At 59.5% G+C, this 26417-nt stretch carries 27 protein-coding genes, 1 tRNA gene, 2 pseudogenes and 1 riboswitch; of the genes and pseudogenes, 19 read left to right on the forward strand and 11 right to left on the reverse strand.

Features of this window, described 5'->3' with window-relative positions; all coding sequences use genetic code 11:
- Positions 1–39: 39 nt before the first annotated feature.
- Complete coding sequence (gene ribB / locus GQR96_RS21285; RefSeq protein ID WP_017899745.1) at positions 40–693, reverse strand: 3,4-dihydroxy-2-butanone-4-phosphate synthase; 654 nt, start codon at positions 691–693, stop codon at positions 40–42.
- A 105-nt stretch (positions 694–798) separates the two neighbouring features.
- Positions 799–950, reverse strand: a riboswitch (FMN riboswitch).
- A gap of 120 nt (positions 951–1070) precedes the next feature.
- Here ribB and GQR96_RS21290 point away from each other — a divergent pair.
- Entirely contained in the window at positions 1071–1343 is a 273-nt protein-coding gene (locus GQR96_RS21290) for a ubiquinone biosynthesis accessory factor UbiK (RefSeq protein WP_004174355.1), read from the forward strand.
- Positions 1344–1378: 35 nt separating this feature from the next.
- Here the strand turns inward: GQR96_RS21290 and glgS are convergent, their stop codons facing one another.
- Positions 1379–1576 carry a cell surface composition regulator GlgS gene (gene glgS, locus GQR96_RS21295; RefSeq protein ID WP_004205248.1) on the reverse strand — a complete coding sequence of 66 codons (198 nt, stop codon included), beginning with the start codon at positions 1574–1576 and terminating at the stop codon, positions 1379–1381.
- Here glgS and GQR96_RS21300 point away from each other — a divergent pair.
- Positions 1568–1714, forward strand: a pseudogene (locus GQR96_RS21300) (hypothetical protein); the annotation flags it as partial. The gene glgS and the pseudogene GQR96_RS21300 overlap by 9 nt on opposite strands.
- Positions 1715–1794: 80 nt before the next feature.
- Here GQR96_RS21300 and hldE read toward each other — a convergent pair.
- From hldE to GQR96_RS21315, 3 genes are read right to left on the reverse strand one after another with little or no spacing between them, the layout of a single operon-like run.
- On the reverse strand, positions 1795–3228 hold the full coding sequence (gene hldE, locus GQR96_RS21305; RefSeq protein WP_017899743.1) for a bifunctional D-glycero-beta-D-manno-heptose-7-phosphate kinase/D-glycero-beta-D-manno-heptose 1-phosphate adenylyltransferase HldE: 1434 nt from the start codon (positions 3226–3228) through the stop codon (positions 1795–1797).
- A 58-nt stretch (positions 3229–3286) separates the two neighbouring features.
- A complete protein-coding gene (glnE, locus tag GQR96_RS21310) occupies positions 3287–6124 on the reverse strand; it encodes a bifunctional [glutamate--ammonia ligase]-adenylyl-L-tyrosine phosphorylase/[glutamate--ammonia-ligase] adenylyltransferase (RefSeq protein ID WP_004205250.1) in 2838 nt (945 codons plus the stop codon).
- Between the two features lie 20 nt (positions 6125–6144).
- Positions 6145–7443, reverse strand: coding sequence for a CYTH domain-containing protein (locus tag GQR96_RS21315; RefSeq protein ID WP_032456631.1), 1299 nt, complete (start codon positions 7441–7443; stop codon positions 6145–6147).
- Between the two features lie 214 nt (positions 7444–7657).
- Between GQR96_RS21315 and GQR96_RS21320 the strand changes: the two genes are divergently transcribed.
- Together GQR96_RS21320 and GQR96_RS21325 are read left to right on the forward strand one after the other, a co-directional pair.
- A complete protein-coding gene (locus tag GQR96_RS21320; RefSeq protein ID WP_004205252.1) occupies positions 7658–8278 on the forward strand; it encodes a TIGR04211 family SH3 domain-containing protein in 621 nt (206 codons plus the stop codon).
- 61 nt (positions 8279–8339) lie between these two features.
- Positions 8340–9581 (forward strand): multifunctional CCA addition/repair protein, encoded by a 1242-nt coding sequence (locus GQR96_RS21325; RefSeq protein WP_017899740.1) that lies wholly within the window; start codon positions 8340–8342, stop codon positions 9579–9581.
- Positions 9582–9592: 11 nt separating this feature from the next.
- On the opposite strand, the gene bacA is transcribed toward GQR96_RS21325, so the two are convergent.
- Positions 9593–10414 (reverse strand): undecaprenyl-diphosphate phosphatase, encoded by an 822-nt coding sequence (gene bacA, locus GQR96_RS21330; RefSeq protein WP_004205255.1) that lies wholly within the window; start codon positions 10412–10414, stop codon positions 9593–9595.
- A gap of 198 nt (positions 10415–10612) precedes the next feature.
- On the reverse strand, positions 10613–10996 hold the full coding sequence (gene folB / locus GQR96_RS21335) for a bifunctional dihydroneopterin aldolase/7,8-dihydroneopterin epimerase (protein WP_004150923.1): 384 nt from the start codon (positions 10994–10996) through the stop codon (positions 10613–10615).
- Between the two features lie 107 nt (positions 10997–11103).
- Between folB and plsY the strand changes: the two genes are divergently transcribed.
- Both plsY and GQR96_RS21345 read left to right on the forward strand, forming a co-directional pair.
- The gene (gene plsY, locus GQR96_RS21340) at positions 11104–11721 is read left to right on the forward strand and encodes a glycerol-3-phosphate 1-O-acyltransferase PlsY (protein WP_004205257.1); all 618 of its coding nucleotides are present in this window, start codon (positions 11104–11106) and stop codon (positions 11719–11721) included.
- 149 nt (positions 11722–11870) lie between these two features.
- A pseudogene (locus GQR96_RS21345) lies at positions 11871–11972 on the forward strand (hypothetical protein); the annotation flags it as partial.
- A 10-nt stretch (positions 11973–11982) separates the two neighbouring features.
- On the opposite strand, the gene GQR96_RS21350 reads toward GQR96_RS21345, so the two are convergent.
- Positions 11983–12129 (reverse strand): hypothetical protein, encoded by a 147-nt coding sequence (locus tag GQR96_RS21350; RefSeq protein WP_032447021.1) that lies wholly within the window; start codon positions 12127–12129, stop codon positions 11983–11985.
- Here GQR96_RS21350 and GQR96_RS21355 point away from each other — a divergent pair.
- The 8 genes from GQR96_RS21355 to GQR96_RS21390 all read left to right on the forward strand — a co-directional run bounded on the left by GQR96_RS21355 (position 12119) and on the right by GQR96_RS21390 (position 18829).
- Positions 12119–12943: an urease accessory protein UreD gene (locus GQR96_RS21355; protein ID WP_065903964.1), complete on the forward strand. Its 825-nt coding sequence runs from the start codon at positions 12119–12121 to the stop codon at positions 12941–12943. The two genes, GQR96_RS21350 and GQR96_RS21355, sit on opposite strands and share 11 nt — an antisense overlap.
- Positions 12944–12952: 9 nt before the next feature.
- Complete coding sequence (locus GQR96_RS21360; RefSeq protein ID WP_002916871.1) at positions 12953–13255, forward strand: urease subunit gamma; 303 nt, start codon at positions 12953–12955, stop codon at positions 13253–13255.
- Positions 13256–13264: 9 nt separating this feature from the next.
- Complete coding sequence (locus GQR96_RS21365; RefSeq protein WP_065903961.1) at positions 13265–13585, forward strand: urease subunit beta; 321 nt, start codon at positions 13265–13267, stop codon at positions 13583–13585.
- Complete coding sequence (gene ureC, locus GQR96_RS21370) at positions 13578–15281, forward strand: urease subunit alpha (protein ID WP_017899737.1); 1704 nt, start codon at positions 13578–13580, stop codon at positions 15279–15281. Before GQR96_RS21365 ends, ureC begins: the two co-directional genes overlap by 8 nt.
- A 9-nt stretch (positions 15282–15290) precedes the next feature.
- A complete protein-coding gene (ureE, locus tag GQR96_RS21375) occupies positions 15291–15767 on the forward strand; it encodes an urease accessory protein UreE (RefSeq protein WP_017899736.1) in 477 nt (158 codons plus the stop codon).
- 1 nt (position 15768) lies between these two features.
- Positions 15769–16443 (forward strand): urease accessory protein UreF, encoded by a 675-nt coding sequence (locus tag GQR96_RS21380; RefSeq protein ID WP_004205263.1) that lies wholly within the window; start codon positions 15769–15771, stop codon positions 16441–16443.
- Between the two features lie 8 nt (positions 16444–16451).
- A complete protein-coding gene (gene ureG / locus GQR96_RS21385; RefSeq protein ID WP_002916877.1) occupies positions 16452–17069 on the forward strand; it encodes an urease accessory protein UreG in 618 nt (205 codons plus the stop codon).
- Between the two features lie 152 nt (positions 17070–17221).
- Positions 17222–18829: a purine-cytosine permease family protein gene (locus GQR96_RS21390; RefSeq protein ID WP_004205264.1), complete on the forward strand. Its 1608-nt coding sequence runs from the start codon at positions 17222–17224 to the stop codon at positions 18827–18829.
- 44 nt (positions 18830–18873) lie between these two features.
- Here the strand turns inward: GQR96_RS21390 and tsaD are convergent, their stop codons facing one another.
- Complete coding sequence (tsaD, locus tag GQR96_RS21395; RefSeq protein ID WP_002916879.1) at positions 18874–19887, reverse strand: tRNA (adenosine(37)-N6)-threonylcarbamoyltransferase complex transferase subunit TsaD; 1014 nt, start codon at positions 19885–19887, stop codon at positions 18874–18876.
- Positions 19888–20124: 237 nt separating this feature from the next.
- Here tsaD and rpsU point away from each other — a divergent pair, with 237 nt between their 5' ends.
- From rpsU to rpoD, 3 genes are all read left to right on the forward strand, one after another.
- Complete coding sequence (gene rpsU, locus GQR96_RS21400; protein WP_001144069.1) at positions 20125–20340, forward strand: 30S ribosomal protein S21; 216 nt, start codon at positions 20125–20127, stop codon at positions 20338–20340.
- Positions 20341–20451: 111 nt separating this feature from the next.
- Positions 20452–22197: a DNA primase gene (dnaG, locus tag GQR96_RS21405; protein WP_017899733.1), complete on the forward strand. Its 1746-nt coding sequence runs from the start codon at positions 20452–20454 to the stop codon at positions 22195–22197.
- 219 nt (positions 22198–22416) lie between these two features.
- Positions 22417–24258, forward strand: coding sequence for an RNA polymerase sigma factor RpoD (gene rpoD / locus GQR96_RS21410; protein ID WP_004174339.1), 1842 nt, complete (start codon positions 22417–22419; stop codon positions 24256–24258).
- A 99-nt stretch (positions 24259–24357) separates the two neighbouring features.
- On the opposite strand, the gene mug is transcribed toward rpoD, so the two are convergent.
- Positions 24358–24864, reverse strand: coding sequence for a G/U mismatch-specific DNA glycosylase (gene mug / locus GQR96_RS21415; RefSeq protein WP_004205266.1), 507 nt, complete (start codon positions 24862–24864; stop codon positions 24358–24360).
- A 124-nt stretch (positions 24865–24988) separates the two neighbouring features.
- On the opposite strand from mug, the gene GQR96_RS21420 reads away from it, so the two are divergent.
- A tRNA-Ile gene (locus GQR96_RS21420) sits at positions 24989–25064 on the forward strand.
- 569 nt (positions 25065–25633) lie between these two features.
- Entirely contained in the window at positions 25634–25906 is a 273-nt protein-coding gene (locus GQR96_RS21425; RefSeq protein ID WP_004205279.1) for a hypothetical protein, read from the forward strand.
- Between the two features lie 68 nt (positions 25907–25974).
- Here GQR96_RS21425 and GQR96_RS21430 read toward each other — a convergent pair whose 3' ends face one another.
- Entirely contained in the window at positions 25975–26340 is a 366-nt protein-coding gene (locus tag GQR96_RS21430) for an HdeA/HdeB family chaperone (protein WP_072140372.1), read from the reverse strand.
- Between the last annotated feature and the right edge of the window lie 77 nt (positions 26341–26417).

The raw sequence follows: 26417 nt of genomic DNA on the forward strand, positions 1-26417 counted from the left end.
AATAAGCGGGCTGTTTTCACTGGCGTTGTCAGCCGCTGATTAGCTGGCTTTACGCTCATGTTCGCGACGATAGGCCACCAGATCTTCAATCGTGACCACAGCCATATTGTGCTGCTGAGCGAACGCGATGCACTCCGGCGCGCGCGCCATGGTGCCATCGTCATTGGTCAGCTCGCACAGCACGCCTGCCGGTTTGAAGCCAGCGAGGGTCACGAGGTCAATAGTGGCTTCGGTGTGGCCGCCGCGGGTCAGTACGCCTCCCGGCTGCGCCCGCAGCGGGAAAACGTGGCCAGGACGGTTGAGATCGGAAGGTTTCGCGCCGTCGGCAATCGCCGCGCGGACGGTGGTCACGCGGTCAGCAGCGGAAACGCCGGTGGTCACGCCTTCCGCCGCTTCGATGGTGACGGTAAAGCCGGTGCCGTAGGCGCTGGTGTTGTTCTCCACCATCATCGGCAGATCCAGCTGTTTGCGGCGATCTTCGGTCAGGCACAGGCACACAATGCCGCTGCCGTGACGAATGGTCAGCGCCATCTGCTCTACGGTCATGGTTTCGGCGGCGAAGATCATATCGCCTTCGTTTTCACGGTCTTCATCGTCAAGCACCATCACGCCGCGGCCTTCGCGCAGAGCGTCCAAAGCGTGTTCCACACGTTCAAAAGCGGTACCAAAAGAAGAAAGGAGCGTCTGATTCATGGTAAAAAAACCTCATTAAAATTATGGTTACCAGAATCAGGGCAGTCTTAGGAGCGCCGGTTTAGCGGCAAAAGTCAACGCGAGCGGGCCTGGGCCCGACTGTGCCGTTACTCTCTCCCATCCGGACTTTAACCGTCGGCCCCGGAATTACACCGGATCTGCTGACCTTCCCGTAGTCACGGGAAGCGCTCGCGGGCTTTCAACGCCGTGGTTGATTTACCGCCGGTGGGGAATTTCGCCCCGCCCTGAGAATAAGCGAGATAACTATAACGCTATTGACTATCCTCGGCAATGCATAAGCTTCAAACATTTCTGGTTTATAGGCGGCCTGGTTCGCACTACAATGATCAATCATCCGACCCGAGCAGGAAACCACCATGATTGACCCGAAAAAAATTGAACAAATCGCCCGCCAGGTCCATGAGTCGATGCCAAAAGGACTTCGCGATCTGGGTGAGGATGTTGAAAAGAAAATCCGCCAGGCGCTGCAGTCGCAGCTGACCCGTCTGGACCTGGTCAGCCGCGAAGAGTTTGACGTGCAGACTCAGGTTCTGCTGCGGACCCGCGAAAAACTGGCGCTGCTGGAACAGCGCCTGAATGACCTCGAAAACCGCCCGGCGACGACGCCTGGCAGCGAAGAGCAGCAGTAAAAAAAACGGGCCCTCAGGGGCCCGTTTGCGTTGGCTTAGTGTGCGGCTTCCGCCGGGCTGTTCACCTGACGACAGTACAGTTCATAGCGCTGGCAAAACCATTCACGATGTTCTTCATCCATATTGCCGACAATGGCCTGAAGATCAACTGGCTGGCCCTGGGCGTGCATTCTGGCGAAACTCCGTGCCAAAAAATCAAAATTCTTCATTGAATACATGTCGTTATGGTTCATGCGCATACTCCTTCAGCGGTGGATGTTCTGATCAGTCATATGCCTTTTACTCACTTCAGTATTTACGCTTACCTTAACGCCATTTGTACGAAAAATGCGCTTAATATGATTATTTATTGCGCCAAATCATTTTCCACATCATTAAATAAAAACGGCCCGCGATATCGCTATCGCAGGCCGTGATGCCGCACCGTTATGGCGGGGGAATAGCGAAACGGTTATTTTTCGCTATCTTTTTGTATTTTCTTAATAATGTTGGTGGTTGAGCAACCATCTTCAAAGTTGAGCACCAGCACTTCGCCACCGTTCGCCCAGACCTCTTCACTGCCGGCGATCTGCTCCGGTTTGTAGTCGCCGCCTTTCACCAGCAGATCCGGCAGGATCCCGGCAATCAGGCGCTGCGGTGTATCTTCTTCGAAGGAGACCACCCAGTCGACCGCCTCCAGCGCCCCCAGCACGATCATCCGCTGTTCCAGCGGGTTCACCGGGCGGGTTTCGCCTTTCAGACGTTTGGTGGAGGCATCGCTGTTGACCGCCACGATCAGACGGTCGCCCAGCTTGCGCGCATTCGCCAGATAGGAAACATGACCGGCATGCAGAATGTCGAAGACGCCGTTGGTCATCACCACTTTCTCGCCGCGCTTACGCGCGGCCGCTACCGCCTGTTTGAGTTCCGCTTCGCTCATCACGCCGAAGCCGGTCTCAGCCCGGCCGCGAACCGCATTTTCCAGTTCGACAGGAGAAACGGTGGAGGTTCCCAGCTTACCGACCACCACGCCCGCCGCGGCGTTGGCGAAATAGCAGGCCTCTTCAAGGGTGTTGCCGGAGGCGAGGGTCGCCGCCAGCACGCCAATCACCGTGTCGCCGGCGCCGGTGACATCGTACACTTCCTGAGCCTGGGTCGGCATATGCAGCGGCGGACGCCCCGGCTGCAGCAGCGTCATCCCCTGCTCTGAGCGCGTCACCAGCAGCGCTGACAGTTCGAATTCGGCGATAAGCTTCATGCCGCGCTCAACGATCTCCGCTTCATCCTGGCACTTGCCCACCACCGCTTCAAACTCAGAGAGGTTCGGGGTGAGCAGCGTCGCGCCGCGATAGCGTTCGAAATCGGTGCCTTTCGGATCGATCAGTACCGGCACGCCTGCTTCACGGGCGAGCTTGATCATCGTCTGGACGCTGGTCAGCGCCCCTTTGGCGTAATCCGAGAGAACCAGCGCGCCAATGGCGCCCAGCGCCTGCTGAATGCGCTCGTGCATCGGCTGCGGATCAACGCCGGAGAAGCCCTCTTCAAAGTCGAGGCGGATCAGCTGCTGGTTGCGCGACAGCACCCGCAGCTTGGTGATGGTCGGGTGAGTCGGGACGGAGACGAAGTCGCACTTCACATTGACGTTGGCCAGCGCCTGGCTCAGCGCGCGAGCGGCGTCATCAATCCCGGTCAATCCCACCAGGCGCGACGTCGCCCCCAGGGAGGCGATGTTCATCGCTACGTTTGCCGCGCCGCCAGGACGTTCTTCGATATTTTCCACCTTCACCACCGGCACCGGGGCTTCCGGGGAAATACGACTGGTGGGGCCGTACCAGTAGCGGTCCAGCATCACATCACCCACCACCAACACTCCTGCACGTTCAAACTCCGGCAGCGTTACTTTCATGACTCTCTCCTGCGAGACGCAAACTTTGCGCGCGATAATAGCACACCCGATTTTATAGTTAAGCCATCAGCCACTTCTGCCAGCTGGCGCTGACCTGCTCACGCTCCCGGCTGAATGCCTCCGGCGCCACGTGTCCCGGCAGCTCCTGCAGGGCCAGGTGATGGAGCGCATCACGCAAGGTGGTGTACGCGTGCGTTAAAGCTCGCGCTTCCTCCTCGTCCATGATGTCGTTCTGCGCCAGCAGCTCGAGAATACGCACGTTATCAGACCAGCGGGTCAGCTTTGGCTTGTCGCTGGCATAGCGTAGGACCAGATACTGGGTAATAAATTCAATATCCGTGATCCCACCGGCATCGGCTTTGATATCAAAACGATCGGCATGTTTGTTGCCAAGGTGGGCGCGCATCTTCTCGCGCATCTCGCGAACCTCGGTCTGCAGGGTCGCGCCATCCCGCACGGTGGTCAGAATATCGCGCCGAATGGCGTCAAATCGCGCCTGCAGCGCCGGGTCGCCATAGACCACGCGAGCGCGCACCAGCGCCTGATGCTCCCATGTCCAGGCTTCGTTCTGCTGATAGTCGGCAAACGCGTCGGCGGTGGTGACCAGCATCCCCGCCGCGCCGGAAGGGCGCAGCCGGGCGTCAACTTCGTAGAGAATACCGGACGAAGTGCGGGTGCTGAACAGATGCATGATCCGCTGAGCCAGCCGCAGGTAGAACTGACGGCCGTCGATCTCCCGCTCGCCGTCGGTCATCACCTCCGGCGGGCAGTCATGGAGGAACACCAGGTCGAGATCGGAACTGTAGCCCAGCTCCCAGCCGCCGAGCTTGCCGTAGCCGACGACGGCGAAGCCGCGCCCCTGGCGATCGTGCAGATGGGTCGGCTGGCCGTAGCGGGCCACCATCTGTCCCCATGCCTGCTGCACCACCGCGTCGAGGATGGCTTCGGCAAGCCAGGTTAAGTGATCGCTAACCTTCATCACCGGTAGCGTGCCAGCGATATCCGCCGCGGCGATATGCAGCTGCTGCGCCTGCTTGAACTGGCGCAATGCCTCCAGCTGCTGCTCTTCATCCTCTTCCGGCACCCGCAGCAGATACTGACGCAGCTCATCGCGATAGGCATCGGTCGCCGTCGGCTGATAGAGGGTGTTGGGATCCAGTAGCTCATCAAGCAGCAGCGGGTGGCGCGCCAGCTGGCTGGCGACCATCGGCGACGCGGCGCAGAGCGTAATCAGGTGCTTCAGCGCGCCGGGGAATTCGCTCAGCAGCTCAAGATAGGTGGTGCGAGTGACGATCCCAGTCAACAGCGGCGTGATCCGCGCCAGAGGCAGCGGCGCATCGGCGCGCGAGCAGATTTCGCTCAGCAGATGCGGCATCAGTTGATCCAGCACCTGGCGGCCGCGCGGGCCGATGGTGCGCCGATCCAGCTCTTTGCGGAAATCGGCAATCAGCGCCAGCACGCTGCGGCGGTCGGCGTCGTTTAAATGCGCCAGCGCCGGGCTGGCGTCATCTTCTTCCAGCGCATCCTGCCACAGTTCGCGCCAGTACTCAGCGAGCTGCTCATCCGGCGATTGAGCCTCATCATCGCCGATCAGCTCATTAAACACCCGCCGCACGCTGGCCATATGGCTCGCCAGCTGCGCGCTCAGCGTCTCCCAGTCGTCAGTATGCATCCCCCACGCCAGCCTGGCGCGGTTCAGTTCATCCTGCGGCAGAGTCTGAGTCTGCTCATCGTTGATGCTCTGCAACAAATTTTCCAGCCGGCGCAGGAACAGATAGGCCGCGCGCAGCAGCGCCGCGTCGCCTTCCGGCAGCAGATGCAGCTCATCAATCGCCGCCAGCGTCGGCAGCAGCGCCCGCTGCTGCAGCGCAGGTTCGCGACCGCCGCGGATCAGCTGAAAGACCTGCACGATAAACTCAATTTCACGGATCCCGCCGGCGCCGAGCTTGATGTTGTCTTTCAGCCCGCGACGCCGCACTTCGCGAGCGATCATCCCTTTCATGTTACGCAGCGACTGGATCACGCTGAAGTCGATATAGCGGCGGAAGACGAAGGGGCGAAGCATCGCGCGCAGCTCGCTGGCGTAGGCGTCGTCGTTATCGCCCATGATCCGCGCTTTCACCATCGCGTAGCGTTCCCAGTCCCGGCCCTGCTCCTGGTAATAATCCTCCAGCGCCGCAAAGCTGAGCACCAGCGGCCCGCTGTCGCCAAAGGGTCGCAGGCGCATGTCCACCCGATAGACAAAGCCGTCCTGCGTCGGCTGGTCGAGCGCCTTGATCAGCCGCTGCCCCAGGCGGGTAAAGAACTGGGCGTTATCCAGCTCGCGGCGGCCGCCGCGGGTGGCGCCATGCTCAGGCCAGGCAAAAATCAGATCGATATCGGAAGAGAAGTTCAGCTCGCCGCCGCCCAGCTTTCCCATCCCGAGGATCAGCAGCGGCTGCGGCTGACCCTCGGCGTTGCAGGGCGTTCCCCACTCCTTACAGCAGGCGGCATACAGCCAGTCGCGAGCGGCGACAATCAGGGTCTCTGCCAGGACACTCAGCTGCTGCAGCGTCTCTTCTTCGCTTACCAGCGACAGCGCCTGCGCCCAGGCAATGCGGACCATCATCTGGCGGCGGAAAAGACGCAGCTCTCGCATCAACCCCGCTTCGTCAGCCACCGCTTGCAGGCGATCCTGCAGCCAGGTCTCGTAATGCCGCCACTCTTCCGCCTCCGGCGAGGAGTCCGCAAGCTCGTTCAGCCAGCCTGGCTGGGCGATCACACTCTGTTCGACAAAATCACTGAACGCCATCACCGACCGGGCCTGCGGGCTCAGTTCGGCGACGGGAAAATCCGCTGGCAGGCGGTCAGCGACCGTCTGCCAGTGCTGCTGTAACTGCGAAGAAAGCGGCATCATAGGGGCTCCCTGGCCTGTAATTATCGTTTTCCACTATGCAGCCAGAACGGCTCGGCAGCCAGCGCCTGGCGACGGAAATATTCAAAGACGCTGCGGTCGTCATGCTCTATCGCACGCTGAAGCTCCTGCCAGTTCTCCAGCCACGGCGCGACGGCGTCGCCATAGGCGCCCGCCAGCAGCTGGACGCTGTCGATATCGCGGGACAGCTTCGGCAACTGGTCGGCGGCATCTTCAACCGCCAGATGCTGCACGGCGCTGCGCAGCTCGGCCGCCACCCGCGAGAGGTTAATATCGGCAAACCGTTTGAACGATCCGGCTATTTTTTTCTCTCCCGCCTCGTTGAGGAACGGACGCCAGCCGCGCTGGACCAGCCATTCGGTCAGCGCCAGTTTGGCGGCGACGACCTCGGTGCGGAATAACGCCTCCTCGGCGGTGTCCGCGGCCAGCAGCGCGGCTTCGGCGTCGTTCAGCAAGGCGCGGAGGTGGGTGGTCGCCTTCCGCGGCACGATGCCGCCGAACAGCACGAGGGCATGGCGCACGCGGGCCAACGCCAGCAGGATTTCCGCTTTAGCTTTCGCGTTGCCGCGCAGCCAGACCTCATCGTGATACAGCCAGTGCGCCAGGGCGCTCTCCAGCGCCGCCTCCAGCCCCTGCTCCACGCTGGCCTTCGCCGCCACCGGCAGCACCGCCAGCCGGGCCACCGGGCGCTCATTGTTGCCTTGCGCCAGATGATACCCGCGCGCGGCTTTGCTCAGGCTCCCCTGACGCAGGACGCCGCTCTCCAGCAAACGCTGCGCGAAGCGCAGCAGATCGGCGGTCTCCCCGGCGAGCAACTCCAGCTCCAGCTCGCAGATCGGCTCCTGATGCTCGCCCGCCTTCACTTCGCCACGATCGAGGGCAATCTCAATCTCACTCTTTCCTTCCTGGATCACCCAGCGTTCACGGGCAAAATCGGTGCTGAACAGCGGCTGGACATGCTCCGCCAGCGCGGTCGGAAGTTCCCCTTGCGGCCAAACCTCCGCCGGCAGGCGCTCAAGCGCCAGCTCCGGTTTATCCAGGGGAATATTGTATTCCGGGCGCTGGTGCAGGCCGCCCACCACCCGACCGGCGATTTTCAGCGTCATTTCATAACGCCCCTGATCGCCGCGGATGCGCAGCCCCATGTCGTGACGACGCAGCCAGTTATCGGCGGTTTCGTAATAAATGTTCAGCAACTGGCCCGCGGGCGTATGTTTCGCCTCGAGCGCATTGAGCTGCTCGCGCAGCGTCTCTACCCCATCCTGAGCGACGATAAACTTAAGTTCGATTTCTTGAGCCATGACTGAATTCTTCCGCTTCTGTGCTGCGCCGACAAATTGCGGCGAACTTACGACGATATTTTTTGTCAGTAGATAGTATTTTGCGGCGAATCGCCATGCAACGCGCTTTTTGCCGGGCCACCTCCTGGATGATTCCGATTGTGGCGGAAAACTTTGCGTCGCTCTGGCGATGCCTCTACTATCGTTCCACTTTTTATGACCAAACGATGACCTGATGCCAAAATTACGCCTGATTACTTTTACTTTGCTCGCGCTTAGCGCCGCCACGGCGGTTCACGCAGAAGAAAAGCGCTACGTTTCCGATGAGCTGAACACCTGGGTTCGCAGCGGCCCGGGCGATAATTATCGTCTGGTCGGCACCATCAACGCCGGGGAAGAAGTGGCGGTGCTGCAAACCAACGACAGCACCAGTTACGCGCAGATCCGCGACGCCAATGGGCGTACTGCCTGGATCCCGCTGAAAGAGCTGAGCAACGAGCCCAGCCTGCGCACCCGCGTCCCGGATCTGGAAAACCAGGTCAAAACGCTGACCGATAAGCTGAATAATATCGACGCCACCTGGAACCAGCGCACGGCGGATATGCAGAAGAAAGTCGCCGGCAGCGACAGCGTGATCAACGCGCTGAAAGACGAGAACCAAAAGTTGAAAAATGAGCTGGTTGTCGCGCAGAAGAAGGTGAATGCGGCGAATCTGCAGCTTGATGACAAACAGCGCACCATTATCATGCAGTGGTTTATGTACGGCGGCGGCGTGTTGGGCGTCGGTCTGCTGCTGGGTCTGGTGCTGCCGCATCTGGTGCCAAGCCGCAAACGTAAAGACCGGTGGATGAACTAATTCGTCTTCTCTGCCAGACTTACGTATCATCTTGCAAAAAACAGATACGGGAGAATCAGGCGTGAAGAGTTATCTGGTCGGCGGTGCGGTGCGCGACGCGCTGTTAGGACTGCCGGTCAAAGACCGAGACTGGGTGGTGGTGGGCGCCACCCCGCAACAGATGCTTGACGCGGGCTATCAGCAGGTAGGCCGCGACTTTCCCGTGTTCCTTCATCCGCAAAGCCGGGAAGAGTATGCCCTGGCCCGCACCGAGCGCAAATCCGGCGCAGGCTATACCGGTTTTACCTGCTATGCCGCCCCGGACGTCACCCTCGAAGCGGATCTGCTGCGCCGTGACCTGACGGTCAACGCCCTCGCCCAGGACGCCGACGGCGCAATTATCGACCCCTACGGCGGACAAAACGATCTCCGCCAGCGTCTGCTGCGCCATGTCTCCCCCGCCTTTAGCGAAGATCCGCTGCGCGTGCTGCGCGTGGCGCGCTTTGCCGCCCGCTATGCCCATCTCGGTTTTCGCATTGCCGAAGAGACCCAGACCCTGATGGCCGCCATGGTTGAGGCCGGCGAACTGGCCCATTTAACGCCGGAGCGGGTGTGGAAAGAGACGGAAAGCGCGTTGACCACCCGCAACCCGCAGGTCTTTTTTCAGACGCTGCGCGACTGCCAGGCCCTCAAGGTGCTGTTCCCGGAGATTGACGCCCTGTACGGCGTGCCGGCCCCGGCCAAATGGCACCCGGAAATCGACACCGGCCTGCACACCCTGATGACCGTCACGATGGCCGCGATGCTGTCGCCGGACGTCGATGTGCGCTTCGCCACCCTATGCCATGACCTCGGCAAAGGGCTGACGCCGAAAGCGCTCTGGCCGCGTCACCACGGCCATGGCCCGGCGGGAGTCAAGCTGGTGGAGCAGCTCTGCGCGCGTCTGCGGGTGCCGAACGATATCCGCGATCTCGCGAAACTGGTGGCAGAGTATCATGATCTGATCCACACCCTACCGATCCTGCAGCCGAAAACCCTCGTCAAACTCTTCGACAGCATTGACGCCTGGCGTAAACCGCAGCGCGTGCAGCAGATCGCCCTCACCAGCGAAGCCGACGTTCGCGGGCGCACCGGTTTCGAGGCTAGCGATTATCCGCAGGGGCGCCTGCTATTAGAGGCCTGGGAAGTGGCGCGGTCGGTCTCCACCAAAGAGGTGGTGGCGGCGGGGTTTAAAGGGGCGGAAATTCGCGAGGAGCTGACGCGGCGGAGAATTGCGGCGGTGGCGCAGTGGAAGGAACAGCGTTGCCCCCAGCCGCAAGGCTGAGGGCGCAGGCCTTAGAAGAAGACCACGTAAACCGCTGCCGCGACGATAAAGCGGTAGATAGCGAACGGAATGAACGAGATCCGTTTGATCAGCTGCAGGAAGGTTTTAATCGCAATCAGCGCCACGATAAACGCCATCACGAAGCCGACGGCGAACATCGGGACATCGCCCATGTTGAGGAAGCCGATGCTCTTGTAGACGTCCAGCACCGTGGCGCCCATCATCATCGGTACCGCCAGCAGGAATGAGAATTCCGACGCCGCGTAGCGGCTGACGCCCATCAGCATGCCGCCGGAGATGGTCGCCCCTGAGCGGGAGAAGCCCGGCCACAGCGCCAGGCACTGGAAGCAGCCGATAACGAACGCCTGACGATAGGTCATATCGTCAATCCCGACCGCGCGCGGCTGTTTCGGCTTCAGCACTTCCGCCGCAATTAACAGCACACCGCCGACAATCAGGGCGTACATCACGTTTACCGGGTTAAACAAAGATTTAATGGTGTCGTGGAAAATAAGCCCCATCACCACCGCGGGGATCATGCCGAGAAGGATATGGATAAGCGACAAGCGACCGCTGCCTTTACCTTCGTGCTCCGGCGGCCTGCCGAAATGGATGCCGATCAGGCCGAACAGGCGACGCCAGAACATGACCACCACGGCGAGTATCGAGCCTAGCTGAATAACCACTTCAAAGGTATTTGCCGTATCACCTTCAAACCCCAGCAGGTGACCAACAATAATCATATGACCGGTACTGGAAACAGGTAAAAACTCTGTCAACCCCTCAACCACACCCAATATTGCCGCCACCAGCAGCGAGTGTATATCGCTCATCCAATTAAACCCTTTAAAAAAGTAAAATGAAAAAAACCAGGAACACGGTATCGTTCAACAGGCACAACCCGACTGCCAGAGGGCGCGCAATCCGCAGCATACACGGCGTACACAAGGATTCGCCTGCCGTTCTGGTAGAAGATCGCCAGTAAAATTGCCTGATGACCGGATGCTATGACCGGTATAAACGCAATTTGTTTAACAAGTATGACCTGAAAAGTTTTGTTTCAGATTAAGGCCACGTTCAATAATCACCCCGACGTTTGCCGCGCGAGCCACGGCGCCAGGTTTGCTGACTTTAATGCGCACCCATGGCGACTGGAATGTCTCCAGCAGCAGGTCGGCCACCTCTTCCGCCACACGCTCCACTAACGCGAATTTTCCCCCCTCAACATGCGCGATGACGCGCTCGCTGATATCAGCATAGCTGAGGCAATCGCTGACATCATCGCTGGCGGCCGCCTTGCGGTTATCCCATGCAATTTCGATATCGAACACCAGCTTCTGCTCAATGGTTTGTTCCCAGTCATAAACACCAATGGTGGTGATTACCGAAAGTTGCTCTATAAATACAATATCCATCACGCCCTGCCTGCTTTTTAGCTAAACCGGATACCACTTCCGGCGAATTATGCGTATTATCCACAGATGCAGAGAATACAACGACATTTTCAAAACGGAACAGCGTTATGAGTGCAATCGCGCCTGGACTGGTACTCCTCGCCTACCTCTGCGGCTCCATTTCCAGCGCCATTCTGGTATGTCGCCTTGCTGGCCTGCCCGACCCACGCGACAGCGGCTCAGGCAACCCCGGGGCCACTAACGTACTACGAATTGGCGGAAAAGGGGCGGCCGTAGCGGTACTTATTTTTGATGTGCTGAAGGGCATGCTGCCGGTATGGGGCGCCTGGGCGCTGGGCCTGACGCCGTTCTGGCTGGGTTTAGTGGCGATTGCCGCCTGCGTGGGCCATATCTGGCCAGTTTTCTTTCATTTCCGCGGCGGTAAAGGCGTCGCCACGGCCTTCGGCGCTATCGCCCCCATCGGCCTCGACCTGACCGGCGTGATGGCCGGGACCTGGCTGCTGACCATCCTGCTCAGCGGTTACTCTTCCCTTGGCGCTATCGTCAGCGCGCTGATCGCTCCGTTCTACGTCTGGTGGTTTAAACCGCAGTACACCTTCCCGGTGTCGATGCTCTCCTGCCTGATCCTCCTGCGCCATCACGACAACATTCAGCGTCTGTGGCGCCGCCAGGAGAGCAAAATCTGGACGCGTGTGAAGAAGAAAAAAACGCCAGAAGAGAAGTAATCTCCCCTCCCGGCCCCGCCAGCCGGAGGGATCCCCCCTTCTATTTACCTGTCTCACCCGCCTTTTCGCCTTACGTCGTCATGATTGGCGATCTTCACCACATCCCTCTTTTGTAACAATGCGTTAGCGGTGACCCACAGCAAAAATCACGCCAGCGACCAGCGGCGCGGCGTCCCCCCCGCTGGCGCCTTTTCCGCCGCGGCCAGGCAGCGGATCAGGATATTGACGGCAATGATTATCCGGGTGAATAATCCGGAGCGGTTATGCCGCTTTCCCCTTGCGCCCAATGCGACGCTGCGGGTAACAGATGACATAAGCGTTTCGTATGACCGGGATAATCTCCCGCCGATCAATACTCATTGCTGCTGTTTTATCTTGATTTTGCAGGGGCGCAACATTGCACGGCACCGTGTTACCACCACTCAAAAAAGGCTGGCAGGCCACGCTGGATCTGCGCTTTCAGCAGGCCGGCGGCAAGACCGTTCTCGCCAGCGCCCAACACGTCGGCCCGCTGACCGTCCAGCGCCCGTTTTACCCGGAAGAAGAGACCTGTCACCTCTATCTGCTTCACCCCCCCGGCGGCATCGTCGGCGGTGATGAACTGACGATTAGCGCCCACCTTGATCCCGGCTGCCATACCCTGATCACCATGCCTGGCGCCAGCAAGTTTTACCGCAGCAGCGGCGCGCAAGCGCTTTTGCGCCAGCAGTTGACCCTCGCCCCGCAGGCGACCCTGGAGTGGCTCCCGCAGGATGCCATCTTCTTTCCCGGGGCGAACGCCCGGCTGTCCACCGCCTTTCACCTGTGTGCCTCCAGCACCCTGCTGGCCTGGGATCTGCTCTGCCTTGGCCGCCCGGTGATCGGCGAAACCTTCAGCCACGGCACCCTCAGCAACCGGCTGGAGGTATGGGTGGACGATGAGCCGCTGCTGGTCGAGCGCCTGCACCTGCAGGAGGGAGAGCTCTCCAGCATCGCTGGACGTCCCTGGGTCGGCACGCTGCTGTGCTATCCGGCAACCGATGCCCTGCTCGACGGGGTGCGCGACGCGCTGGCGCCGCTCGGCCTCTACGCCGGCGCCAGCCTGACCGACCGCCTGCTGACGGTGCGCTTCCTCAGCGACGATAATCTGATTTGCCAGCAGGTGATGCGCGACGTCTGGCAGTTTCTGCGTCCTCATCTCACCGGCAAGTCCCCCGTACTCCCCCGAATCTGGCTGACTTAAGAGAACGTTATGGAACTGACCCCCCGAGAAAAAGACAAGCTGTTGCTGTTTACCGCCGCGCTGGTGGCGGAACGCCGCCTGGCCCGCGGCCTGAAGCTCAACTATCCGGAATCCGTGGCCCTGATCAGCGCCTTTATTATGGAAGGCGCCCGCGACGGCAAAAGCGTAGCCTCGCTAATGGAGGAAGGTCGTCACGTCCTGACCCGCGAGCAGGTGATGGAAGGCGTCCCGGAAATGATCCCGGATATCCAGGTCGAAGCCACCTTCCCGGACGGCTCGAAGCTGGTCACCGTTCACAACCCGATTATCTGAGGCAGCGCCATGATCCCTGGTGAATATCACGTTAAGCCCGGCCAGATAACCCTCAACACCGGCCGGGCGACCTGTCGCGTGGTCGTTGAAAACCACGGCGATCGGCCGATTCAGGTCGGTTCGCACTACCATTTCGCCGAGGTCAACCCGGCGCTGAAGTTCGACCGTCAGCAGGCCACCGGCTATCGCCTGAATATCCCGGCCGGCACGGCGGTACGCTTTGAACCTGGCCAGAAACGCGAGGTTGAGCTGGTGGCCTTCGCCGGTCACCGCGCCGTCTTCGGCTTCCGCGGCGAAGTCATGGGCCCACTGGAGGCAAACGATGAGTAATATTTCACGCCAGGCCTATGCCGACATGTTCGGCCCCACCGTCGGCGATAAGGTGCGCCTGGCCGATACCGAGCTGTGGATCGAGGTGGAGGACGATTTGACCACCTACGGGGAAGAGGTCAAATTCGGCGGCGGCAAAGTGATCCGCGACGGGATGGGCCAGGGACAGATGCTGGCCGCCGACTGTGTTGACCTGGTGCTCACCAACGCGCTGATCGTCGATCACTGGGGCATCGTTAAGGCCGATATCGGCGTGAAGGACGGCCGGATCTTCGCCATCGGCAAAGCCGGCAACCCCGACATCCAGCCCAACGTCACCATCCCCATCGGCGCCGCGACGGAAGTGATTGCCGCCGAAGGAAAAATCGTCACCGCCGGCGGGATCGATACCCATATTCACTGGATCTGTCCGCAGCAGGCGGAAGAGGCGCTGGTCTCCGGCGTGACCACCATGGTCGGCGGCGGTACTGGCCCGGCGGCGGGTACCCATGCCACCACCTGCACCCCGGGGCCATGGTATATCTCACGCATGCTGCAGGCGGCCGACAGCCTGCCGGTTAATATCGGCCTGTTGGGCAAGGGCAACGTTTCTCAGCCGGACGCTCTACGCGAGCAGGTGGCGGCGGGCGTTATTGGCCTGAAGATCCATGAGGACTGGGGCGCCACCCCGGCGGCGATCGACTGCGCATTAACCGTCGCCGATGAGATGGATATTCAGGTCGCCCTGCACAGCGACACCCTCAATGAGTCCGGTTTTGTGGAAGATACCCTTGCCGCCATCGGCGGGCGCACCATTCACACCTTCCATACCGAAGGGGCCGGCGGCGGCCATGCGCCGGACATCATCACCGCCTGCGCCCACCCGAACATTTTGCCGTCCTCCACCAACCCAACGCTGCCCTACACCCTCAACACCATCGACGAACATCTCGATATGCTGATGGTCTGCCACCATCTGGACCCGGACATCGCCGAGGACGTGGCCTTTGCCGAGTCGCGCATTCGCCGGGAAACCATCGCCGCAGAAGACGTGCTGCACGACCTTGGCGCCTTCTCGCTCACCTCCTCCGATTCGCAGGCCATGGGCCGCGTCGGAGAAGTGGTTCTCCGCACCTGGCAGGTGGCGCACCGCATGAAGGTGCAGCGCGGCGCGCTGGCGGAGGAGACCGGGGATAACGACAACTTCCGCGTGAAGCGCTACATCGCCAAATACACCATCAACCCGGCGCTGACCCACGGCATCGCGCACGAAGTCGGCTCCATTGAGGTGGGTAAGCTGGCGGACCTGGTGGTCTGGTCGCCTGCCTTCTTCGGCGTGAAACCGGCCACCGTGATCAAGGGCGGCATGATCGCCATCGCGCCGATGGGCGATATCAATGCCTCTATTCCGACCCCGCAGCCGGTACACTACCGTCCGATGTTTGGCGCGCTGGGCAGCGCCCGCCATCACTGCCGCCTCACCTTCCTGTCGCAGGCAGCGGCGGACCATGGCGTAGCCGAGCGGCTGAACCTGCGCAGCGCGATTGCCGTGGTGAAAGGCTGCCGCACGGTGCAGAAAGCCGACATGGTGCACAACAGCCTGCAGCCTAACATCACCGTCGACGCGCAGACCTATGAGGTGCGGGTGGATGGCGAACTCATCACCAGCGAGCCGGCAGAGGTTCTGCCGATGGCGCAACGTTATTTTCTGTTTTAAGGAGTGCGGATGCTTTATTTAACTCAACGTCTGGAGACCCCCGCCGCCGCGACCGCCAGCGTTACGCTGCCGATTGATGTTCGCGTCAAAAGCCGGGTAAAAGTCACCCTCAACGATGGCCGGGAAGCCGGTCTGCTGCTGCCCCGCGGCCTGCTGCTGCGCGGCGGCGATGTGCTGAGTAACGAAGACGGCACCGAATTTGTGCAGGTGATTGCCGCTGATGAAGGGGTGTCGGTGGTGCGCTGCGACGACCCGTTTATGCTGGCGAAGGCCTGCTATCACCTCGGCAACCGTCACGTACCGCTGCAGATTATGCCAGGCGAGCTGCGCTACCATCACGATCACGTGCTGGACGATATGCTGCGCCAGTTCGGCCTGACGGTGACCTTTGGCCAGCTGCCGTTCGAGCCGGAAGCCGGCGCTTACGCCAGCGAAAGCCACGGTCATCATCATGCTCATCATGACCACCACGCTCACAGCCACTAGCATGTCGACAGCGGAACAACGCCTGCGGCTGATGCAGCTGGCCAGCAGCAACCTGCCGGTAGGAGGTTACAGCTGGTCCCAGGGGCTGGAGTGGGCTGTGGAAGCCGGCTGGGTGCCGGACGTCGCGGCCTTCGAGCGCTGGCAGCGACGGCAGATGACGGAAGGCTTTTTTACCGTTGACCTGCCGCTGTTCGCCCGCCTGTACCGCGCCTGCGACCAAGGCGATATCGCCGCGGCCCGGCGCTGGACGGCTTATCTGCTGGCCTGCCGGGAGACCCGTGAACTGCGGGAGGAAGAGCGCAACCGCGGCGCGGCGTTTGCCCGCCTGCTGGGCGACTGGCAGCCGGACTGTCCGCCGCCGTGGCGCACGCTGTGCCAGCAAAGCCAGCTCGCCGGGATGGCCTGGCTCGGCGTGCGCTGGCGCATCGCGCTGCCCGAGATGGCCTTAAGCCTGGGCTACAGCTGGATTGAGAGCGCCGTAATGGCCGGCGTCAAGCTGGTGCCCTTCGGCCAGCAGGCCGCCCAGCAGCTCATTTTACGTCTTTGCGACCACTATGCAGCGGCGATGCCCCGCGCACTGGCCGCGCCGGACGGCGATATCGGATCGGCCACGCCGCTCGCCGCCATCGCCTCTGCCCGGCATGAAACCCAATACTCCCGATTATTCCGTTCCTAGGAGAAGCCATGAATTCTTATAAACACCCGCTGCGCGTCGGCGTCGGCGGCCCGGTCGGCTCTGGTAAAACCGCCCTGCTGGAAGCGCTGTGCAAAGCGATGCGCGATACCTGGCAGCTGGCGGTGGTCACTAACGACATCTATACCAAAGAAGATCAGCGCATCCTCACCGAAGCGGGCGCGCTGGCCCCTGAACGCATTGTCGGTGTAGAAACCGGCGGCTGCCCGCACACAGCGATCCGCGAAGATGCCTCGATGAACCTCGCCGCCGTGGAAGCGCTGAGTGAAAAGTTCGGTAACCTCGACCTTATCTTCGTGGAAAGCGGCGGCGATAACCTGAGCGCCACCTTCAGCCCGGAGCTGGCGGATCTGACCATCTACGTCATTGACGTGGCCGAAGGGGAGAAGATCCCGCGCAAAGGCGGGCCGGGGATCACCAAATCCGATTTTCTGGTGATCAATAAAACCGACCTTGCCCCCTATGTCGGCGCTTCGCTGGAGGTGATGGCCAGCGATACCCAGCGTATGCGCGGCGATCGCCCGTGGACCTTCACCAATCTGAAGCAGGGAGACGGCCTGAGCACCATTATCGCCTTCCTCGAAGACAAAGGCATGCTCGGCAAATAGGCCTGTTGCACCAGCCGGGCGCAGACGCGTCCGGATGGTGCAACCCCTGCTCTCTCTTCTATCACCCTGCGCTCCCCTCCCCGCCACGCCTGCCCTGCAATATGGCATAAGGTTTGCTAATTCAAGTCATGCCTAACCATTAAGGAATGACTATGTCATCACTGGATCTCAACCCTGAATTACCCGCGACAGCGCGGACTTCCGGCTCCCGGGAAACCTTAGAAGATTACACCTTACGTTACGCCCCGCTGAGCTTCCGCCGCTGGGGACCGGGCGTCGTCGCGGTCACGGCGCTGGGCGGCATCGCCTATCTGGCGGACTTTTCCATCGGCGCCAGCATCGGTATGGCCTGGGGCACCAGCAACGCCATCTATTCGATCCTGGTGGCGGCGCTGGTGATCTTCCTCACCGGCATTCCGCTGGCGATCACCGCCGCGCGCTACAACATTGACCTTGACCTGATCACCCGCAGCGCCGGCTTCGGCTATTTCGGCTCGGTGATCACCAGCATTATTTTTGCCGGCTTCACCTTTATCTTCTTCGCCCTCGAAGGCTCGATCATGGCCCAGGGGCTGCTGGTGGGCCTCGGGATACCGCTGTGGATGGGGTATCTGATCGCCACCCTGATGGTGCTCCCGCTGGTGGTCTATGGCATGAAAGCCCTGACCCGCCTGCAGGTATGGACCACTCCACTGTGGCTGGTGCTGATGGTGGTGCCGGTGGTGTGGCTGATTGTCAAAGATCCGCAACTGGTGGACGGCTTCCTGCATTTCGCTGGTAAAAACAGCGCGTCGACGGTGGACATCACCGCCATCATGCTCGGCGCCGGGGTATGCCTGTCGCTGATCATGCAAATTGGCGAGCAAATTGATTACCTGCGCTTTATGCCGCCTAAAACCGCGGAGAACCGTAAAAGCTGGTGGCTGGCGGTCTTTTCCGCAGGCCCGGGCTGGGTGGTGCTAGGCGCGATCAAACAGATCATCGGCGCCTTCCTCGGCTTCTATCTGTTGACCCGTTTTCCGGCGGTGCACAATACCGAACCGGTGCAGCAGTTCGTCAGCGTCTTCGATAATCTGGTGCCCGGCTGGCTGGCCCTGACGCTGGCGGTGGTGCTGGTGGTGATCTCGCAGATCAAAATTAACGTCACCAATGCCTACTCCGGCTCGTTGGCGTGGACCAGCGCCTGGACCCGCACCACCAAACGCTATCCGGGGCGGATTATTTTTGTGGTGGTCAATCTGGCGATTGCCCTGGCGCTGATGGAAGGCGATATGTTCAGCGCCCTGTCGTGGATCCTCGGCTTTTACTCCAACTTCGCTATCGCCTGGGTCGTGGTGGTGGCGACCGACATCACCTTTAATAAAGGCTTGCTCAAGCTGGCCCCGGCGCAGCCGGAATATCGTCGCGGCATGATCTACAACGTTAACCCGGTGGGCGTGGTTTCCTTTGGCCTGGCCGCCGGGCTGTCGATCTGCGCTTTCTTCGGCCTGCTGGGGACGACGTTGGCGCCGTTCTCGCCGCTGATCGCGTTGGTCGTCGCCTTTGTCATGACCCCGCTGATGGGGATCCTCACCCGCGGGCGCTACTATATTAAGCAGGTGGATGACGGGATCGCCGAACCGCGCTATGACGCGGCGGGGAACGCCTCGACCACCGTATATCAATGCGTTAGCTGTGAGGAAGAGTACGAGCGCCCGGACGTGATGCATTCACATAAGCATCAGGGTGCCATCTGCTCACTGTGTAAAAGTATGGAGTAGTCAGGTAGGCAGGCCGACGTGACGTCGGCCTGTTTCAGGACGCTTTAGGCGGCAGGTAGTTCGGCCAGCGGCCAGCGCGGGCGGACCGTCACGCCGAGCTCAGCTTTGGCGCCGGTTTGCAGACGCACCATGCCGGCGTAGGCGATCATCGCGCCGTTATCGGTACAGAACTCAGGGCGGGCGTAGAATACCTCACCGCCGCGTTTTTGCATCATCTCCGCCAGCTTCGCCCGCAGGGTGCGGTTGGCGCTCACGCCTCCCGCCATCACCAGACGCTTAAAGCCGGTTTGCTCCAGCGCGCGGCGACATTTAATCATCAGCGTATCGACAACCGCATCCTCAAACGCGCGGGCGATGTCGGCGCGGGTTTGTTCATCGTCGCCGTTGCTGCGAATGGTGTTGGCGGCGAAGGTCTTCAGTCCGGAGAAGCTGAAGTCCAGCCCCGGACGGTCGGTCATCGGACGCGGGAAGACGAAGCGGCCTTCAGTACCCTGGGACGCCATTTTCGACAGCATCGGCCCGCCGGGATAATCCAGCCCCAGCAGTTTCGCGGTTTTATCAAAGGCTTCGCCCGCCGCATCGTCAATCGACTCGCCCAGCAGTTCGTACTGGCCGATACCGGTGACGCTGATCAGCTGCGTATGGCCGCCGGAAACCAGCAGCGCGACGAACGGGAACGCCGGCGGGTTATCTTCCAGCATCGGCGCCAGCAGGTGCCCTTCCATATGGTGTACCGGGATCGCCGGCACGTTCCAGGCGAAGGCCAGCGACCGGCCAACGGTCGCCCCGACCAGCAGCGCGCCGACCAGGCCAGGACCCGCCGTATAGGCGACGGCGTCGATATCTTTCGCCGTCAGGCCGGCCTCTTTCAGCGCCGCCTGGATCAGCGGCACCGTTTTGCGCACGTGGTCGCGCGATGCCAGCTCCGGCACCACGCCGCCGTAGTCCGCATGCAGTTTCACCTGACTATACAATTGGTTGGCTAACAGACCTTGCTGGTCGTCATAAATCGCGATGCCGGTTTCATCGCAGGATGTTTCAATGCCCAGTACACGCATGAGTTGTTTTACCTCGCTTCAATACCGCGCAGTGTAGGTCCAATGACCGGCGATGTAAAACTTTGCTCACCCCTGGTGCTCTCTTCGTGTATACTCCTCACCCTTATAAAAGTCCCTTTCAAAAAAGGCGCAGGTGCTTTACAAAGCAGCAGTAGTTGCAGTAAAATTCCGCACCATTTTGAAATAAGCTGGCATTGCGGCCAGCGGCAAACCGAATTAATCAAAGGTGAGAGGCACATGCCGGTAATTAAAGTACGTGAAAACGAGCCGTTCGACGTAGCTCTGCGTCGCTTCAAGCGTTCCTGCGAAAAAGCAGGTGTTCTGGCGGAAGTTCGTCGTCGTGAGTTCTATGAAAAACCGACTACCGAACGTAAGCGCGCTAAAGCTTCTGCAGTGAAACGTCACGCGAAGAAACTGGCCCGCGAAAACGCACGCCGTACTCGTCTGTACTAATCTGTTGAGAGCGACGCTCTCAATTCAGACCGAGTTGTAGTTGTAAGGCCGTGCTTCCGAAAGGAATGCGCGGCTTATTTTCGTTTATAGTCATCAGAAATAACGGGGCTTATGGCTGGACGAATTCCACGTGTATTTATTAGCGATCTGCTTGCCAGAACCGACATCGTCGATCTGATCGATGCGCGGGTAAAGCTGAAAAAGCAGGGCAAAAATTTTCACGCGTGCTGTCCGTTCCATAACGAAAAAACCCCCTCTTTCACCGTCAACGGTGAAAAACAGTTTTACCACTGCTTCGGCTGCGGGGCGCACGGCAATGCTATCGATTTCCTGATGAACTACGACAAGCTCGAGTTCGTGGAAACGGTCGAAGAGCTGGCCGCCATGCACAACCTCGAAGTGCCTTATGAAGCAGGCAACGGACCCAGCCAGATAGAGCGCCATCAACGGCAGAACCTCTACCAGTTACTGGATGGTCTGAATACGTTTTATCAACAGTCTCTGATGCAGCCCGCCGCCGACCCTGCGCGCCAGTACCTGGCAAAACGGGGGTTAAGCAGCGAGGTGATTACGCGCTTTGCCATCGGCTATGCTCCCCCAGGTTGGGATAACGTTTTAAAACGTTTTGGCGGCAATCAGGAAAACCGCCAGTCGCTTATTGATGCCGGCATGCTGGTCACCAACGATCAGGGACGCAGTTACGACCGCTTCCGCGAACGGGTGATGTTCCCCATCCGCGATAAGCGAGGCCGGGTGATTGGGTTTGGCGGACGGGTGCTGGGCGATGCCCTGCCGAAGTATCTCAACTCCCCGGAAACCGACATATTCCATAAAGGCCGTCAGCTATATGGCCTGTATGAAGCGCAGCAGGACAACCCCGAACCACCGCGTTTGCTGGTTGTCGAAGGCTATATGGACGTCGTGGCACTGGCGCAGTACGACATCAATTATGCTGTCGCCTCGCTGGGTACCTCGACCACGGCCGATCATATCCAGCTGCTGTTCCGGGTGACCAATAACGTCATCTGCTGCTACGACGGCGACCGGGCCGGCCGCGATGCCGCCTGGCGCGCGCTGGAGACGGCGCTGCCGTACATGACCGATGGTCGCCAGCTGCGTTTTATGTTTCTGCCTGACGGCGAAGACCCGGATACGCTGGTGCGTAAAGAGGGCAAAGCGGCGTTCGAGGCGCGGATGGAGCAGGCTCAGCCGCTCTCCACGTTCTTGTTTAACAGCCTGCTGCCGCAGGTCGACCTCAGCACACCGGACGGGCGCGCGCAGCTGAGCACGCTGGCGCTGCCGCTGATAACCCAGGTACCGGGCGAAACCCTGCGCATCTATTTGCGTCAGGAGCTGGGCAACAAGCTGGGCATTTTAGATGACGCCCAGCTTGAACGTTTAATGCCAAAACAGGCGGAAAATGGCGCCCCGCGCCCCGCACCACAGCTAAAACGCACGACCATGCGTATACTGATAGGACTGCTGGTGCAAAACCCGGATCTGGCGCCGTTAGTCCCACCGCTGGAGGGGCTGGACTCGCGCAAAATGCCGGGGCTGAGCCTGTTCGGCGAGCTGGTGAAGAGCTGTCTGGCGCAGCCTGGTCTGACTACCGGGCAACTTTTAGAGCAATATCGCGGCACAAAAGAGGCCGCAACCCTTGAAAAACTGTCGATGTGGGACGATATAGCAGATAAAGATATCGCTGAACAAACCTTCACCGACTCGCTCAACCATATGTTTGATTCACTGCTGGAACTGCGACAGGAAGAGTTGATTGCTCGCGATCGCACACACGGTTTAAGCAGTGAGGAACGCCGGGAGCTCTGGACCATCAGCCAGGAGCTGGCGAAGAAATAAATGACAGACTCAGTCATTCACGTTGCATTGATGCAGCAGCAGAACGCAGAGCGACGTGAAGGACACCGTATTTAACGGCTTAAGTGCCGAGTATCGATCGGGAAGCCCCCGACAGCCGCGCAGAGGCGCAGCGGCAATAATATAAGTACGCCCTCGCTTTAAATGTCGACAGCCCGCCTGCCGACACCAATCAAACGAATTAAGTGTGGATACCGTCTTATGGAGCAAAACCCGCAGTCACAGCTGAAGCTTCTTGTCCAACGTGGTAAGGAGCAAGGCTATCTGACCTATGCCGAGGTCAATGACCATCTGCCGGAAGATATCGTCGATTCCGATCAGATCGAAGACATCATCCAAATGATCAACGACATGGGCATTCAGGTGATGGAAGAAGCACCGGATGCCGATGATCTGATGCTTGCCGAAAACACCGCGGATGAAGATGCTGCCGAAGCCGCCGCGCAGGTGCTCTCCAGCGTGGAATCCGAAATCGGGCGTACGACCGACCCGGTGCGCATGTACATGCGTGAAATGGGTACCGTAGAGCTGCTGACCCGTGAAGGCGAAATCGACATCGCCAAACGCATTGAAGACGGCATCAACCAGGTGCAGTGCTCCGTTGCCGAATACCCGGAAGCGATCACCTACCTGCTTGAGCAGTACGACCGTGTGGAAGCGGAAGAAGCCCGTCTGTCCGATCTGATCACCGGTTTCGTCGATCCGAACGCCGAAGAAGATATGGCGCCGACCGCCACCCACGTTGGCTCCGAGCTGTCTCAGGAAGAGATGGATGACGACGAAGACGAAGACGAAGATGAAGACGCCGACGACAACAGCGATGACGACAACAGCATCGACCCTGAGCTGGCCCGTGAGAAGTTCGCCGAGCTGCGTACCCAGTACGAGCTGACGCGCGACACTATCAAAGCCAAAGGTCGTAGCCATGCCGCCGCCCAGGAAGAGATCCTGAAGCTGTCTGAAGTCTTCAAGCAGTTCCGCCTGGTGCCGAAGCAGTTCGATTACCTGGTCAACAGCATGCGTAGCATGATGGATCGCGTTCGTACTCAGGAACGTATCATCATGAAGCTGTGCGTTGAGCAGTGCAAAATGCCGAAGAAAAACTTCATCACCCTGTTCACCGGCAACGAAACCAGCGAAACCTGGTTCAACGCCGCGGTGGCGATGAACAAGCCGTGGTCCGAGAAGCTGCTGGAAGTGAAAGAAGACGTGCAGCGCGGCCTGCAGAAGCTGCAGCAGATCGAAGAAGAGACCGGCCTGACCATCGAGCAGGTGAAGGATATCAACCGTCGCATGTCCATCGGTGAAGCGAAAGCCCGCCGTGCGAAGAAAGAGATGGTGGAAGCGAACCTGCGTCTGGTTATCTCTATCGCCAAGAAATACACCAACCGCGGTCTGCAGTTCCTCGACCTGATTCAGGAAGGCAACATCGGTCTGATGAAAGCGGTGGATAAGTTCGAATACCGTCGCGGCTACAAGTTCTCGACCTACGCTACCTGGTGGATCCGTCAGGCGATCACCCGCTCCATCGCGGATCAGGCGCGCACCATCCGTATTCCGGTGCATATGATTGAGACCATTAACAAGCTCAACCGTATCTCCCGTCAGATGCTGCAGGAGATGGGCCGTGAACCGACCCCGGAAGAGCTGGCTGAGCGCATGCTGATGCCGGAAGACAAAATCCGTAAAGTGCTGAAGATCGCCAAAGAGCCTATCTCCATGGAAACGCCGATCGGCGACGATGAAGATTCGCATCTGGGGGATTTCATCGAGGATACCACCCTCGAGCTGCCGCTGGATTCCGCGACCACCGAGAGCCTGCGTGCGGCAACGCACGACGTGCTGGCCGGCCTTACCGCTCGTGAAGCGAAAGTCCTGCGTATGCGTTTCGGTATCGACATGAACACCGACCACACGCTGGAAGAAGTGGGTAAACAGTTCGACGTTACTCGTGAACGTATCCGTCAGATCGAAGCGAAGGCGCTGCGTAAACTGCGCCACCCGAGCCGTTCTGAAGTGCTGCGTAGCTTCCTCGACGATTAATCGTCGCGGAACAGCGTCCAAAGCCGGTTAAAAAGCTCCCTGCGGGGAGCTTTTTTTATGGCGTTTCGCTGGCCGCTCGGGGAAAGCCGCCGCTCTCCGCTACTGACCGCGGGTCGCCAGGGCATCATCCAGTTCACGATAGGCCGCCACCAGCTTATCGAGCGTCGCCCGGTTTAAACCGCTGGGATTGGGCAGCACCCACACCTGGGTCGTGCCAATGGTCATCGCCTGTTTCCCCCACTTCGCCCCGCGCTGGTTAAAGGCCAGCTCGAAGGCCTGCTTGCCGAGCACCGCCAGGGCCTGCGGCTGATACTCCTCAATCTTCTTCACCAGCTCACGGCCGCCGCTGCGCAGCTCCTGCAGGGCGACCTCGCTGGCCTGCACCGTCGGACGCTCAACCAGCATGGTGATGCCGCAGCGCGTATCCAGCAGCTGCAGCTCCTCTTCCGGCCTGAGCTGCCGATCGGTAAAGCCGGCCTGATGGATGACCTTCCAGAAGCGGTTGCCAGGATGGGCAAAATGAAAGCCGGTATGGGCGGAAGACTTCCCCGGGTTGATACCGCAAAAGACGACGCGCAGGCCCGGCGCAAGGATATCGCTAATCATGTTTTCTCCGGCTGTATGGCTAAAACATGATTATAAAGGATTGAAAATGCATTGTTTATAAAAACAGCAGCTGCGCGCTTTACGCTGGATTGCAACCGTCAGTTACTTTATAATCCCTCGCCACGGCCCCTTAGCTCAGTGGTTAGAGCAGGCGACTCATAATCGCTTGGTCGTTGGTTCAAACCCAACAGGGGCCACCAAATTTTAGCAGTAAATACATACAGTTAGGCCACTCGAAAGAGTGGCTTTTTTGTTTCTAAATTTTAGAACAGCGATAAAATGGCAACATAAGCCGTTGAGCAATGCGCGTGGTCAGCATTTTCTTGCCATTCCGCTAAGAGGATAAAAAAATCCGTTATCGCGAAAAGGAAAATTTACGCTTACGCTAAAATAGACAGTGCTCTATCCTGGCAAAAGTTTGCGCAGGCCATCTGCGTTGTCCACCTCCCGAAGCCAGTCCATCATTGCCGCGTTCCTGTTTACTCTGTCTTACTACGCAAGGTCGGCATAAAACACCTTTCATTCCCGCAACGCTGGAATTCATACTGCTCACGATAACTTTAACAATTCAGGCCAATTTCCGAAAAATACCCCTTCCCTGTACCAGCTGATCAAAATCAACGCCCCCCTCCCGTCGCTCATATATACAACCCGCTGACTCACACAAAAGGATGAAAATATGAAAATACGGGATATATCAGTCAGTACCTGTCTGGCACTGTTATTAACGGGTTGCGTAGCTAAACCACCGATGGCGACGGAAAGCGAAATGAAAGAAGCCGCCGCTTTTGCCTTTAATGTCGATGTTTCGCAGGTGACCATTTCCGATGCGAAGCAGCAGGATGTGAAAACCAACTTTGTGGCGACCATCGGCAACACCCGCCATCGCTGCTATGTGACTAAAGCCGCCGAGCCGAAACTGTATGGACTGATCCCGCTGGGCGGCAGTAGCACCGTCTCGGATGCCATCTGTGCCGGCGCCAACCCGACGCCAGCGAGCAAAACCTGCGACGCCCTGTCGAAAAAAGCGGGCCGCTGCTGATCTTCGGCGCAGAAATTGGCCGCTAACTGCACGTTTAGTCACTTTTTCTGCCGCTTTACCGCGGTCGCTTAGTTCAGCGACCGCACCTGCTGATAAGAATTGAGCCGTTCCCGCAGCGAAGTCAGCCAGGCATCTGGCTCCTGACGGCAGATTTCGGTGAGGATCGGCGTCAGCACCAGCTCGGCTTCATGGAAGTCGGTCCACTCCGGCGGCTGCAGGGAAAAAGGATCGTTCATCAGCCAGATCACCATCGGCGTCCAGGTGCGCGGATCCAGCTGCAGATAATCCTGACAGCGCATCATATCGCGCGTCCGCGCCTCAGTGGTCGTCACGTCCTTTCCCACCGCGGCGTTACTTATTGCCAGGACGATTATTCCTGCCATCAGACGTTTCCAAGCCCATTTTCGCCAGAGGGGGCGCTTTGCTTTTACCATTGTTATTATTTTACCTGCCAGCTGTCACCGGACGATATTCCCGGCACCTCACCTTAAAAAGCGCAGATTAATCGTTT

This window comes from Klebsiella sp. PCX, from assembly GCF_021869705.1.
GTDB classification, from domain to species: Bacteria; Pseudomonadota; Gammaproteobacteria; order Enterobacterales; family Enterobacteriaceae; genus Klebsiella; species Klebsiella quasipneumoniae.